Below are 13,403 nucleotides of genomic sequence, written 5' to 3'. Positions count from 1 at the left end.
GCGCATCGGGGGCACCGCCGAAGTCCGGGTGATGGAATAGTATCCGCTGCATGTCTTTACCGGGGGCGCAGACCATCACCGTGCGCCATGATGGAACCGAACGGGTCTTCGATTCGAATCAACAGGTCACGATGGGTCGCGCACCGGAAGTGACGCTCTTCGTGGACAGCCCGCTGGTCTCGCGAGTGCATGCGACGCTCGCCTGGCAGGGGAGCAGCTGGGTACTTACCGACAATGGCAGCACCAATGGCGTTTTCGTGGATGCGCGCCGGTTGAGTCAACCGGTCCCGATCACCCGGCCCACGCAGGTGCGCCTCGGTGATGCGATCAGTGGTCCGCTTTTGCATCTGCTGCCCGTGGCGCAGTCGTCGCGGCCGCGCGCTCCGATGGCCCAGCCGTCCGCACAGCCGCCCGCGGCACCGCAGCGGTCGTCGGTGCCGCCGGGTTATCAGCATCCGCGACGGACACCACCGGCGCAGCAGCGTCCGGAACAGCAACCCGCACAGCAGCAATCTCCGTACCCGTCTTCGCAGCCGCAGCCCCAACAGCAGCACCCGCAGCCGCCTTCGCAGCCGCAACCTCAGCAGGCACTGCCCGCCCAGTCGCAGCAGCCGAATGTCAATATGACCTTCAAGGCCGATAGCTCGATGCTGCCGCCGGTCCGCTCGCGCCCGTCGACCGCGCCGACCGCCCGGGCCGACCGGCTGCCGCCCGGCGGGCTCAATATCGGTCGTACCTCCGATAATCAGATCGTCGTCAACGATCCGCTGGCCTCGCGCAAGCACGCCCGCCTGGTCGCGGGCTCCGAGGGGCTGACCATCGAGGACCTCGGTTCAGCCAACGGCACCTTCGTCAATGGTCATCGCGAGCAGCGCACGGTGCTGCGCGAGCGCGACACCATCACCATCGGCAATATCGACTTCGTCGTCCAGCAGGGCACTTTGGTGCTTCGGCAGAAGCCGGTCGCCGAACAGGGCCTGCACGTGCACGGCGTCGGCTTCACCGTCGAGGGCAATAAGCAGCTGCTCATCGATGTCAATATGCAGGCGGGGCGTGGCACACTCACCGCGCTCATCGGTCCGTCGGGTGCGGGCAAGTCGACGCTGTCGAAATTGATCGCTGGCACCACCCATCCCTCCGGGGGTGTGGTCACCTTCGAGGGCCGCAACCTGCACGCCGAATACGAGGCGCTGCGCTCCCGCATCGGCATGGTGCCGCAGGACGATGTGCTGCACCGCCAGCTGACCGTGCGCCAGGCCCTCGGCTACGCCGCCGAACTGCGACTGCCGCCGGACAACTCGAAGGCGGACCGCCAACAGGTGATCGACGGTGTGCTGAAAGAACTTTCGCTCACCGAACACGCCGACACCAGGGTCGACCGGCTCTCCGGCGGTCAGCGCAAGCGCGCGTCGGTGGCGCTGGAGCTGCTCACCGGTCCGTCGCTGCTGATCCTGGACGAGCCGACCTCGGGCCTGGACCCGGCGCTGGATCGTCAGGTGATGGTGATGCTGCGCGAGCTGGCCGATGCCGGGCGCACGGTCATCGTGGTGACCCACTCGGTGGCCTGCCTCGACATGTGCGATCAGGTGCTGCTGCTCGCCCCCGGCGGCAAGACCGCCTTCTGCGGACATCCGGCCAGCGTCGGCGCGGCCATGGGCACCAGTGACTGGGCGGAGATCTTCGGGCGGGTGGCCGCGAACCCGGATCAGGCGTTCGCCGCGTACCGCTCCAGATTGGCGTTCGCGCCACCACCGCCACCGCCCGCGCCGCCGCGGCAGGGTTCGGCGGGCAGTCCACCGCAATCCGGGCGCGCCAAGCAGTTCTCCACGCTGGCCCGGCGGCAGGTGCGATTGATCTTCGCGGATCGGGGCTATCTCGCGTTCCTGGTGATTCTGCCGTTCATTCTCGGCGCGCTGTCGCTGGTGGTGCCGGGCAGTAACGGTTTCCAGTCGGGTCCGCTGGAGCAGGTGCAGAGCGGCAACGAGACACTTTTCGTCCCCTCCGGCGGCAGTGAGACCCAGCAATTGCTGGTGGTGTTGATTCTCGGCGCCTGCTTCATGGGGTCCACGCTCACCGTGCGCGATCTGGTCGGTGAGCGCACCATCTTCTATCGCGAGCGCGCGGTCGGGCTGCTGCCATCGGCCTATCTGCTCGCCAAGATCGCCATATTCAGCATTACCGCATTCCTGCAGTCCGCGGTGCTGGTCGGGATCACGCTGGTCGGCAAGAAGCCGCCGCTGGAGGGTTCGGTGATCCCGAACGGACCGGCCGAGCTGTATCTCGATATCGCACTGACCGCGGTCTGCTGCGTGGTCTTCGGTCTGCTGCTGTCCAGTCTGGCGAAGTCGAACGAGCAGGTGATGCCGATGCTCGTGGTGATGATCATGGTCCAGTTGGTGATGGCCGGCGGCCTGATCCCGGTGACCAACCGGGTCGTACTCGAGCAGGTCTCGTGGCTGTTCCCGTCGCGCTGGGGCTACGCGGCCGGGGCGTCGACGGTGGATATTCGGACACTGTTCGCCAACGCGCAAACCGATGAGTTGTGGAAGCACGAGGCGAATATCTGGTACCTCGATATCGCCCTGCTCGTCGCGATCACCGCGGTGCTCGCGATCATCACCTGGCGTCGCCTGCGGTTGCGAAAGTCGACCGCGTGAGCAGCCGGTCATCCGGGGTCTACCCGGATGCGGTGAGCATGTCGGTCGCGCAGCAGGCACACTTATGCCTGTGACGGTGCGAGTTGGGGCAGTACATCTCGGGTGGGATGTGGTGTCCGTTGCCGCAGGCGGCGGTGGGACACCGATCCGCCCGGTGCAGGTAGAAGGAACGTATACGCCGCCCGCATATTTGCTGGCGGATTCGTCGGGTCGGCTGCATACCGCTGGTGTGGAGCGGCAGCGGCCGGATCTGGGGATGGCGATCGCCGACGTGCGTGACATCCTCGGCCATCCGCAGATCGTGGTCGCCGGTGCGACGTGGCCCGCCGAACTGGTGTTCCGAGCCCGTATGTACAACCCGCTCGCGGCCATCGGCAAATATCTGCGCGGTAAACCGGACCTGGTGGCCCTGCCGTTCCCGGACGGCTGGCCCGATGCGAAGGTCGATGTGTACGTCGATCTGGTCGAGCGGCTCGACGTGACGGTGGAGCCGTTGCCGGAGAGTGTCGCGCTATCCGGATATGTACGCGCGCTCGGTCTGGTGCGCTCGCCGGATGAGCGCAATCCGCACGGCATCGGCGCGACCGGGGTGTACTCCGATGGGCGGACCATGCTGGTGGTCGCGGTGCACGGCGACGATGAGCAGCCGACCGAATCGGTCGATGTGCCGGTGACCGCCGAGGCCATGCGCGATGCGCGTTCGGCCGACAATGTGGTGATCGAGGTGATGGCCGCGGCGCGCTCGATCGGCGCAGACACCTCGACGGTGCTGCTGTCGGGCAATGTTTGCTTCAACGACGCGTTGCGGCTGGCCTTCCAGAACCACCTGGGGCACCGGTTGCATGTGGCCGATCATCCGATGCATGCGCTGGTGCTCGGTGCCTCGCATCTGCTGGTGACCGATAACGAGAACGGCGAGCCCGAGTCGGCGGGGCGGCATGCCGAGCCGACGCCGTCGCCGGTGTCGCGGGAGCGGCAGGCGGAGTCGGTGCAACAGGTCGAATCGGCCCAGCAGCAGGCACTTTCGGCGCAGCGGCAGGTCGAGGCCGCGCAGGCGCTATCGGCGCAGCGGCAGGCGGAGGTGTTGCAGGGGCGGCCGGATCTGCCGTCGCGGCCGGAGCAGCTGCCGGTTCGTCCGGAACCGTGGTCCGGGTATCCAGAGCCAGCGCAACCGCATGCGCCGGTGGTTCAGTACGGGCCCGGGTATCCGACCGTGCCGCCCGCCGAACCCACGGGTGAGGAGCCGACCACGCGGGTCGGCCGGGAATCCCTACCGCCGAACCTCGCCGAGTTGGGAAGTCGATTCACCCGGCCGCCCGGGCAGTACCCCGACGCCGCGATGGGGCGTCCGCAAGGAGCCGCACCCCAGAGCCCGCCGCCACAACCGCCGGCGCCTCCGCTCGGACCGCACGGTCCCTATCAACCGCAGCAACATCCTGGTGCCGAGGGCCAGTGGGGCGAGCGGCCACCCGAATCGGATGACGAGGACAAGCCGCGCAAGGGCAAGCGGTGGGGCAAGTTGTTCGGCGCCCAAGCGGTGGCCGGTGCCGCCGCCTTGGCCGCCATGGGCATGCCGTCCGGCGGTGACCGGGTCGAATTGGCCGCCTCGATCGCGCCGGTCTCCTGTCCATTGACCCCGTATGTCACCAATGAGCAGCGTGCGGGCATCGCCGCAGCGCGCGGATTCGACCAGGGCTTGGTCTTGGTACTGGAAGACTCCGGCTACGACGCGACCGGAGCCGAATGCGCGCAACCGAGCATCGACGTACCCCGCTATGTGGTGCCCGGGCCGCCCGGCGCCATCGATCACGGTCCGCCGATCGAGATCTGACCGGTTTCATACCGCTCGGGCATGGCTGGTATCGTTGCCCGTTGGCGTGTGGAAGGTACGTCGAGCCCCGGGTCTCCACCAGCCGCCGGGACCTCGCTCGACCGCGCGCCGTGGCTGGCAACACCGACTACAGACAGGGAACCACTGTGCCTACGTACAGCCCCAAGGCGGGTGACGTGACCCGGAAGTGGTACGTCATCGACGCCACTGACGTAGTGCTCGGCCGTCTCGCCGTCCAGGCAGCGAATCTGCTGCGCGGCAAGACCAAGCCGACCTACGCGCCGAACTTCGATGGCGGCGACTTCGTCATCATCATCAACGCCGACAAGGTTGCCATCTCCGGCAACAAGAAGTCGGACAAGCTGATCCACCACCACAGCGGACACCCGGGCGGCCTCAAGTCGCGCACTGTCGGTCAGGTGTTGGAGTCGCGCCCCGATCGTCTGGTGGAGAAGGCCGTCAAGGGCATGATCCCGAAGAACAAGCTCGGCAACGCCATCGCGGGCAAGCTGAAGGTCTACGCGGGCCCGACGCATCCGCACGCCGCCCAGCAGCCCATTCCGTTCGAGATCAAGCAGGTGGCCCAGTGACCGCTCCCGAGGAATACAACGAGGACTACGCCGACGACTCGGTCGTCGATGACGCCAACGTCGAGGTCGTCGAGGAGGAGTACGGCTACGAGGCCGAGCCCACCACCTTCGCCCCGATCGTGATCGACCGCCCGGTGCAGACCGTTGGTCGTCGCAAGGAGGCCGTCGTCCGCGTGCGCCTGCTGCCGGGTACCGGCAACTTCGTGCTGAACGGCCGCACCATCGAGGACTACTTCCCGAACAAGGTACACCAGCAGCTGGTCAAGTCCCCGCTGGTGACCGTCGAGCGGACCGAGTCCTTCGACATCCACGCGCGTCTCGTCGGCGGTGGCCCCTCGGGCCAGGCCGGTGCGCTGCGTCTGGCCATCGCCCGTGCGCTCATCGAGGTCACCCCGGATGACCGTCCCGCCCTGAAGCGGGCCGGATTCCTCACCCGTGACCCGCGCGCCACCGAGCGTAAGAAGTACGGCCTCAAGAAGGCCCGCAAGGCGCCTCAGTACTCGAAGCGCTGATTTTGGCTGCGTCGGCCGCCGTCTTCGGTCACCCTGGAGGTGTTGGAGACGGTACGGTCGGCGGGGCACCTGCCCGAGAGCAGGCTCCCAGTATCGCTGGGCGCCTGCTCTCGTGCTGTATGAACTCGAGGCATTCGCGGGGTACTTCCCGGTCGTACAGATCGCTGCCTTCGGGCACGCCGCGGATCCACCGATGATGGGCGAGGGTATGGGACGTTTGTTCGGCACCGACGGAGTCCGCGGGCTTGCCAACGGATCACTGAGTCCGGAACTGGCGCTGCAGGTTTCCGGAGCGGCGGCGCAGATTCTGAGCCGCGGCAAGAAGCGCGCGCTCGCCGTGGTCGGTCGCGATCCGCGCGCCAGCGGCGAAATGCTCGAGGCCGCGGTGACCGCCGGTCTGACCGCCGCGGGTGTGAATGTGCTTTCGGTAGGGGTACTTCCGACACCCGCCGTCGCATATCTGACCGGTCTGTACGACGCCTGCCTCGGCGTCATGATTTCGGCCTCACACAATCCCATGCCGGACAACGGGATCAAGATCTTCGCGGCGGGCGGGCGCAAACTCGATGACGCGATCGAGGACCGGATCGAGGCGCTGATCGCCGAGGGCGCGCCGCTGCGTCCGGTCGGCGCCGCCATCGGTCGGGTGGTGAACGCATCCGGTGCCCGGGACCACGGACTGGTCATACCCGACCAGTACAGCGTGGCAGGAACGCACGAGCGCTACGTCGAGCATCTGGTCGAGGCGACCGGGCAGGATCTGTCCGGGCTCACCGTCGTGGTCGACTGCGCACACGGCGCGGCCGCCGAGGTCGGTCCCGCCGCGTACCGCGAGGCCGGAGCCACGGTGTTCGCGATCAATGCCGAACCGGACGGCCTGAACATCAACGACGGTTGTGGCTCGACCCATCTCGACCAGATCCAGCGCGCGGTGCGTGAGCACGGCGCGGACCTGGGCATCGCACACGACGGCGATGCCGACCGCACCCTGGCCGTGGACGCCAATGGCGCGATCGTCGACGGCGACGCGATCCTGGCCATCCTCGCGCTGGCCATGAAAGAAACCGGCTCGCTCGCCCAGAACACCTTGGTCGCCACCGTAATGAGCAACCTCGGCCTGCACATCGCGATGCGCGAAGCCGGAATCACCTTGCGCACCACCGCCGTTGGCGACCGGTACGTCCTCGAGGAACTGCGCCGCGGCGGTTACAACCTCGGCGGCGAACAATCCGGCCACGTGGTGTTCCCCGACTACGGCACCACCGGCGACGGCATCCTCACCGGACTCAAACTCATGGCCCGCATGGCACAAACCCGCCGCACACTGGCCGATTTGGCATCGGTACTCCAGACCGTCCCCCAGGTCCTGGTGAACGTTCCGGTCACCGACAAGGCCGCGGTCGCCGCCGCCCCCGAAATCCAGGAGGCGGTGCAGGAAGCCGAACGAGCTCTCGGCGACTCGGGCCGAATCCTGCTGCGTCCCAGCGGAACCGAACAACTGGTCCGAGTAATGGTCGAGGCCACCGACCCGGTTCAGGCCCAACAACTGGCCGACGACCTGGCCAAGCGCGTCGCCGCGGTGTAGGCCGTTCCGGCGGCCGCCCCAGCACCGCACCCGTTGTGCGAGCTTCAATGTCCGGATGTGAAGCTGTCACGATGTGTGGACCGGTCCTCGCCGTTGTCGGGCGATCCCGAAGCGGCGAGTTGTCCACAGGAAACGGGTTATCCACAGACTTTCTGTTTGCGCTGGTCGGCGCACCGAGGACGAGGCGCCGTTCGCCGATAGTTGGCACATGCGACCAGGTCTGGAAGAAGTGCGCGATAAGCAATTCGGAGTGTTCACCTCATGGCAGGTGCTATGCGAATACACCCGCGCAGAGATGCGCGCACTCCTCGACCGAGGCGAATGGGTCCGGGTCTTCCGCGGCGTCTTCCGCGAGGCCACTACCGCACCCTCGGCCCACTTGCGCGTAGAGGCGGCCCGCCTATCGATGGGCGTGCCTTCCCTCGCCGCTGCCTACAACACTGCCGCCGAACTCCACGGCTTCGCGGTCCAGCACAACCACCCCACCCACGTCCTTGGTCAACAGGATTCCCGCATCGGCCGCCTCATCATCCACCGCGACCATGTGGACAGAGCCGAACTCGAACTGATCCGCGGCACCGTCAGCACCAACGCTGCCCGAACCGCAATCGACGTAGCACGAACCGTCAGCCGACCGGATGCCCTGGCGACCCTGAACGCCGCTCTGCGCCGGGGTGTCCCGCGTGCCGCGCTGACCCTCGAACTGCAACGCCACCACAGACGCCGTGGCCACACCCAAGCGGCCGAACTCTTGGAACTTGCCCGCGCACGCCCCAAGCCATCCTGTGCACCCGCCCGCACTGCCCCAACGCAGGTTTCCCAAGTTCCGTCAGGGTGGCCGGCTCGGGGTGATGAATGCGCAGGGGCCAGCTAGCTTTCGGTGAGGTGGCCGTTGTTCATGTGCCAGCGGCGGGTTGCGGTGACCGAGTCGAGCATGCGGCGGTCGTGGGTTACCAGAAGCATTGTGCCCTCGAAGGATTCGATGGCCTGCTCGAGTTGTTCGATGGCGGGCAGGTCGAGGTGGTTGGTCGGCTCGTCGAGGACGAGCAGGTTTACGCCGCGGGCTTGGAGGAGGGCGAGGGCGGCGCGGGTGCGTTCGCCAGGGGACAGGGTTTCGCACGGGCGCAGGACATGGGGGCCGCGCAGGCCGAATTTGGCCAGCAGGGTGCGGACATCGGCGTCGGGCCAGTCGGGCATTTCGGTGCTGAAAGTGTCCGCGAGGGCCGCACTTCCGCGGAACAGGCCGCGGGCCTGGTCGACCTCGCCGATTTCGACGCCGGAGCCGAGTGCGGCAGTTCCATTGTCCGGCTGGATCTTTCCGAGCAGCAGCGCGAGCAGCGTGGACTTCCCCGAACCATTGACTCCGGTAAGCACGATATGGTCGGCCCAGTCGACCTGGGTGGTGATCGGGCCGAGGACGAATTCTCCTCGGGTGACGGTGGCATTGGACAGGGTGGCGACCACCGAACCGCTGCGCGGGGCGGCGGCGATGCTCATGCGCAGCTCCCATTCCTTGCGCGGCTCGTCGACCACCTCCAGGCGTTCGATGCGTCGCTGTGTCTGACGGGCCTTGGCGGCCTGCTTCTCGGTGGATTCCGCGCGCATCTTGCGACCCGCCTTATCGGAATCGATCTTCTTGGGGTCGCGCGCCTTTCGGCGGGCATTGCGAACCCCGTGCTCGAGCCAGTTGCGTTGCATCTGGGCACGGGCTTCGAGTCCGGCCTTGGTGTCGGCGTACTCCGCATAGGCCTCGCGGGCATGCTCGCGGGCGATCTCGCGCTCCATCAGGTACGACTCGTAGCCGCCGTCATAGATCCCCACCTGCTGTTGCGCGAGATCGAGTTCGACGATGCGGTTTACCGTGCGCGCCAGGAACTCTCGGTCATGACTGATCACCATCAGCGGTACCCGAACGCCGGTCACGAACTGTTCGAGCCGGGCGAGGCCGTCGAGATCGAGGTCATTGGTCGGCTCATCGAGCAGCAGAATGTCGAAGCGGGACAACAGCACCGATGCGAGTCCGGCCCGTGCCGCCTGACCGCCGGAGAGTCCGATCATCGGCGTATCGAGGCCGTTCGGAAGGCCCTCCGTGAGCCCGAGATCCGCCGCGACCTCCTGGGCCCGCTGGTCCAGATCGGCACCGCCGAGTGCGAGCCAGCGCTCGAGGGCTGGCGAATATTCGTCCTCGCCGCCATCTGCCAAACGCTCTGCCGCGGCGTCCATGATCCGCTGCGCGTCGGCGACACCCGTGCGGCGGCCGAGGAATTCGAGCACCGTCTCCCCGGGGACCCGCTCGGGCTCCTGTGCCAGGTATCCGACGGTGGCGTCGGGTGGTGACAATGTGATGCTGCCGGTAGGCGTGGATCGGTTCGCGAGCATACGCAGCAGCGTCGACTTGCCCGCGCCGTTCATGCCGACCAGGCCGATCACATCACCCGCGGCAAGGGTGAAGTCCAGGTCGTCGAACAGGCTTCGTTCGCCGTGGCCCGCGGACAGTCCGCGGGCGTGCAGAGTGGTGCTCACCCGCACGAGTCTGCCGTGTTCGCCCGGCGCGTCCGCAGCGGGCCGGGTCATCGTGGGCTCGGGGTCGCACCCTGAGTTCCGACCTGCGGAAATCAGGGTCGGGATAGGTCATGCGACCGATGTCGGGCGCGGCTTTCCTCGGCAGAGTTGATGTCGTACCGAACATCACCAGAGAGGGAACGCCATGACCGCCCCCGCCCCCACCCGCCGCCTGAGCCGCTCCAACAACGACAAGTGGATCGCCGGTGTCTGCGGTGGCATCGCCGAATACTTCGGCTGGAACGCCAACGTTGTTCGCCTGCTCTTCGTCCTGTCCTGCCTGCTCCCCGGCCCGCAGTTCATCGTGTATCTGGTGCTGTGGCTGATCATTCCGAAAAAGTGATCGTCCCCAACAAATAGGGCAGCGGCTGCGCCCGGGACTCGCGGATGACACTATGGACCGGTACCCACCGATCGACCGCCGTGTCGCCCACGCGAGTCCCGACCAGGAGGAGTCATGATCACCTCAGGTGAATTCCCGGGCATGGATCTACCCGGCATCGACGCATCCTCTGCCCTGGACGGCCTCGGCGAAGTCGAACTGCACCACCCCACTCAGGACATCGACGGCGACGGCACCCTCGACACCATCACCACCACCGGCCCCGAGGCCATGCAGGTGTGGACCGACTGGGATCACGACGGCATCGCCGACCAGGTGACCGTGGTGGAGAAGGACGGCGACTACTCCGCATGGGAGTTCCACCGGCATCCCGATGGGTCGTCGGAGTGGGTGCGGACCGATAAGGGGAAGATCGGCAACTGACCGCGGATCTGGTCCGCGCATCAAACTGCTTGCAGCACTGGGGATCGCTACGTTCCCAGTGCTGCGACTGCCCGGGTGGACCCGTCGTCGGTCTATGTCTCGACGACGCTACCGCCCCCAATTACACTGTCCGACAACGGCCCCCACACCTCCGACCCTTCGTGGGTACCGTCGGCCGCAGGCTGCACTGATCCGCGCGACAGACGTGCGGATCAGTGGAACCTGCGGATCTGATCGACGCGGTGAGACCCGCTCGCTGGGCTGATGGTCGGTTGTAGCCGATAGACCCACCCAGTAGATTCCTGCTGATACGACCTGGGCAATCAATCCGATGGAACCGAATGCGAGTCGCATGCGTCGAAGGAAGTAGGGCGGCGTCAGTGTTTCGAGCTGAGGTCGATTGGTCGGCGACTCGGAGATGGAGGGGACTGGACAGTGAGTGATTCGAGCATGCTCGGTGTCAAGACAGGGGAGCTCGGGCGATTCGCGAATGACCTCGGGGGTTCGGGGCAGGCGGTGCGAAATCGTGCCAAGGATGTGGCCGATAATTTGTTCGGACCTGCCGATGCCGGTGAAAACTACCGCGACCGCGGAAAGAAGATCCAGGACGGACTGGAGAAGATCTACACCTGGTTGGGGAACTGGTCTGAGGCAACGTTGGCGACCTCGGATGTGATCGGGGCGTCTGTCGTCAAGTATTCGAATACCGACGACGAGAATTCTCGCGACATCGCAAAGATCGGCAATGACAAGAAATCATAGCTGTCGCTCGAGCAGTCGAGAAAAAACCCAAGGGGGTCGCTATCGTGACATTTGAGGTACCTGCGAACGGGTCGGTAAAACAATATCTCGATATTGGAAGCCGTAGTCTGCTCTACTTCGAATACTTCCAGCCGCGCTATAAGCGTGCATTTGGGGGCAACATGCCAGCGGGTCTTCCTGACTATACGCAACTCCATAAACGCTATTACGAGCAGAACGGGTTGAACGAAGACAAGCTGCTGAACACCTCGACTAAACTGCAGGTGGTGCTGCAGGAGTGTGACACCCAGTTGAATGCGCAGCGAGGGTATGTGCAGACACTGCGGTCGATCTGGTCTGGGGATGCGGCGAATGCCGCACTCGACATGTTGAACAAGCAGACAACGCAAGCGGATGCGAATTGGAAGTCGGCGGAGGATGCGCGGAAATCCATCGCGGGTTCGTTCGATGGTCTGCGGGCGGCGGCGAAGATCAAGGCCGAGGCGGTTCGGTATATCCTCGAGAACGGCGATGGTATTCGAATTGCAGAGAAGACGCCGGAAGATATCGACGACATCATCTCCGGCGCAAGTATTGCGGTGAGTAATGGTTGGCAGAGCAATAGTTTGCTGAGTAAACTGCGTAGAATCTTTCCTGACCTGCAAGGCGGATCCGATGCGTGGACAGCAGACAATATTGTCGGCATTTTGCCCGGATCTGATTACCAGCAGCATATTCAGGCGCGCTGCAGTCATTGGCTCGAGAATGTGTTCAAACCGGACTATGCAGCGAAGATCAAGATCTTCACCGATGCGTGCGACTCGGCTGATCGCGGCGTCAAACAGGTATACGACAAGATAATCCAGGATCTGGACAAGGTCTCGGACGCCCGGTATGACCGCCCGGCGGGCGTGCCGACCGAGACTCCGAGCACGCCGGGTACTCCCGGTACGCCGGGTACTCCCGGTACGCCGGGGACCCCTGGCACTCCGGGTACGCCGGGGACCCCTGGCACTCCCGGGACTCCTGGCACTCCCGGGACTCCGGGCACGCCTGGTACTCCAGGTACGACAACGAATCCGACGTCGACAAACACCACAGCAAGCAGCCTGCTGTCTGGCCTGTCTTCCCTGACCTCGGCTACGTCACAGTTGACCTCGCTCGGTGAATCCGTCACTTCAGGACTCACCTCGCTCGGCACCTCGATCAAGGACAGCGTCGACAATGCCATCGAGCAGCTGACAAAGACTTTCGAGACGAAGCAGACCGAGGACAAGGACGGCGACGGCAAGCCGGATGGCGATAAGGACAAGACTGCGGCCGAGTTCGATCTGGGTGGTAAGCACGTCAAGGTCGAGATCGGCGCGGATGGGCAGCCGAAACTTGTGATGACCGATGCGGACGGTAGTACGCACGAATACGGTGTGAAGCTGGATGAGAAGGGCATGCCGATCATCTCGATAGACGAGTCGAAGGAGGACGGGGCCACATCCGGCGACAAGCGAATGAAGGAGGGCGATCCCGAGAAGTCGACCGCGGGCACTCCGTCGACCGAGGAGGATTCGGCAGGCAGCCCGGGCGCCATTCCAGGAACTCCCACCGGCAAACGGGAAGAGGATGGCGAGCACACTCCGCAGCCGATGCCGAACGCGAATCCACAACCGGAGGAGCCTGCCGACAGTGGTGCCAAACTGGCCGAGGCAGGCCCATTGTGAGCTGGTCCTTATGGGCCAACGTGATCGGCAACCGTCGAGGAGGGGTGTCATCGTGAACTACTCGGACGATATGGAGAACATCGTCGACGAGATACGCCGACGTTCGACGATGCTGTTGGACGAGTTCGAGGAGATCAACAAGCGGACTGCGGACAAGGATCGCGAACTTGCCGAACAGTCCGCCATAGAAATGCGCCAGTTCTGGGAGGACCATGCCGAAGAGATAGCGAAGGCAAAGGCCGCGGCGGAGGAGAAGGAGCGGCTCGAGGTCGAGGCGCGGGCAGAGCAAGAGCGCGTGGCGGCGGAGGCGCGTGAGCAGCGGGAGGCGATTGCGCGGTCGATCGCGGCTCGAAAGGCGCAGGATGTTGTGATGCCGATCGATGACGAGGGCGATGAGGAGTCGGAGTACTACCGTCGCAAGAGTTGGTTGGTCTGAAGGCGGGC

General features: G+C 65.4%; 12 protein-coding genes. 11 read left to right on the top strand and 1 reads right to left on the bottom strand.

Going from position 1 to position 13,403, the window contains the following annotated elements; all coding sequences use genetic code 11:
• Positions 1–50 precede the first annotated feature (50 nt).
• The 6 genes from ACWEO2_RS18855 to ACWEO2_RS18830 all read left to right on the top strand — a co-directional run bounded on the left by ACWEO2_RS18855 (position 51) and on the right by ACWEO2_RS18830 (position 8,049).
• Complete coding sequence (locus tag ACWEO2_RS18855; RefSeq protein ID WP_452406485.1) at positions 51–2,657, top strand: FHA domain-containing protein; 2,607 nt, start codon at positions 51–53, stop codon at positions 2,655–2,657.
• Positions 2,658–2,727: 70 nt separating this feature from the next.
• Positions 2,728–4,488 carry a hypothetical protein gene (locus ACWEO2_RS18850; protein ID WP_452406484.1) on the top strand — a complete coding sequence of 587 codons (1,761 nt, stop codon included), beginning with the start codon at positions 2,728–2,730 and terminating at the stop codon, positions 4,486–4,488.
• A gap of 146 nt (positions 4,489–4,634) precedes the next feature.
• Positions 4,635–5,078 (top strand): 50S ribosomal protein L13, encoded by a 444-nt coding sequence (gene rplM, locus ACWEO2_RS18845; RefSeq protein ID WP_354951732.1) that lies wholly within the window; start codon positions 4,635–4,637, stop codon positions 5,076–5,078.
• Entirely contained in the window at positions 5,075–5,590 is a 516-nt protein-coding gene (gene rpsI / locus ACWEO2_RS18840) for a 30S ribosomal protein S9 (protein WP_452406483.1), read from the top strand. Before rplM ends, rpsI begins: the two co-directional genes overlap by 4 nt.
• Positions 5,591–5,798: 208 nt before the next feature.
• Positions 5,799–7,175 (top strand): phosphoglucosamine mutase, encoded by a 1,377-nt coding sequence (gene glmM / locus ACWEO2_RS18835; protein WP_452406610.1) that lies wholly within the window; start codon positions 5,799–5,801, stop codon positions 7,173–7,175.
• Between the two features lie 208 nt (positions 7,176–7,383).
• A complete protein-coding gene (locus tag ACWEO2_RS18830) occupies positions 7,384–8,049 on the top strand; it encodes a hypothetical protein (protein WP_452406482.1) in 666 nt (221 codons plus the stop codon).
• On the opposite strand, the gene ACWEO2_RS18825 is transcribed toward ACWEO2_RS18830, so the two are convergent.
• The gene (locus tag ACWEO2_RS18825) at positions 8,046–9,698 is read right to left on the bottom strand and encodes an ABC-F family ATP-binding cassette domain-containing protein (protein WP_452406481.1); all 1,653 of its coding nucleotides are present in this window, start codon (positions 9,696–9,698) and stop codon (positions 8,046–8,048) included. The genes ACWEO2_RS18830 and ACWEO2_RS18825 overlap by 4 nt on opposite strands.
• A 184-nt stretch (positions 9,699–9,882) precedes the next feature.
• Here ACWEO2_RS18825 and ACWEO2_RS18820 point away from each other — a divergent pair, with 184 nt between their 5' ends.
• The 5 genes from ACWEO2_RS18820 to ACWEO2_RS18800 all read left to right on the top strand — a co-directional run bounded on the left by ACWEO2_RS18820 (position 9,883) and on the right by ACWEO2_RS18800 (position 13,395).
• On the top strand, positions 9,883–10,080 hold the full coding sequence (locus ACWEO2_RS18820; protein ID WP_354951724.1) for a PspC domain-containing protein: 198 nt from the start codon (positions 9,883–9,885) through the stop codon (positions 10,078–10,080).
• Between the two features lie 114 nt (positions 10,081–10,194).
• The gene (locus tag ACWEO2_RS18815; protein WP_355185447.1) at positions 10,195–10,503 is read left to right on the top strand and encodes a DUF6802 family protein; all 309 of its coding nucleotides are present in this window, start codon (positions 10,195–10,197) and stop codon (positions 10,501–10,503) included.
• A 435-nt stretch (positions 10,504–10,938) separates the two neighbouring features.
• A complete protein-coding gene (locus ACWEO2_RS18810) occupies positions 10,939–11,265 on the top strand; it encodes a hypothetical protein (RefSeq protein ID WP_452406480.1) in 327 nt (108 codons plus the stop codon).
• Between the two features lie 44 nt (positions 11,266–11,309).
• Complete coding sequence (locus ACWEO2_RS18805; RefSeq protein WP_452406479.1) at positions 11,310–12,959, top strand: hypothetical protein; 1,650 nt, start codon at positions 11,310–11,312, stop codon at positions 12,957–12,959.
• 52 nt (positions 12,960–13,011) lie between these two features.
• Positions 13,012–13,395, top strand: a complete 384-nt coding sequence (locus ACWEO2_RS18800) for a hypothetical protein (RefSeq protein WP_452406478.1) — start codon at positions 13,012–13,014, stop codon at positions 13,393–13,395.
• Positions 13,396–13,403 lie beyond the last annotated feature (8 nt).

Source organism: Nocardia sp. NPDC004278 (assembly GCF_053602975.1).
Note: the sequence above shows the minus strand (reverse complement) of the source record. Positions and strands in the feature narration are given on the sequence as shown.

What these genes read in the sequence shown, in the direction of transcription:
- ACWEO2_RS18855 (WP_452406485.1), top strand. Translation starts at nt 51, where the DNA reads ATGTCTTTACCGGGGGCGCAGACCATCACCGTGCGCCATGATGGAACC.
- glmM (WP_452406610.1), top strand. Translation starts at nt 5,799, where the DNA reads ATGGGACGTTTGTTCGGCACCGACGGAGTCCGCGGGCTTGCCAACGGA.
- ACWEO2_RS18830 (WP_452406482.1), top strand. Translation starts at nt 7,384, where the DNA reads ATGCGACCAGGTCTGGAAGAAGTGCGCGATAAGCAATTCGGAGTGTTC.
- ACWEO2_RS18820 (WP_354951724.1), top strand. Translation starts at nt 9,883, where the DNA reads ATGACCGCCCCCGCCCCCACCCGCCGCCTGAGCCGCTCCAACAACGAC.
- ACWEO2_RS18815 (WP_355185447.1), top strand. Translation starts at nt 10,195, where the DNA reads ATGATCACCTCAGGTGAATTCCCGGGCATGGATCTACCCGGCATCGAC.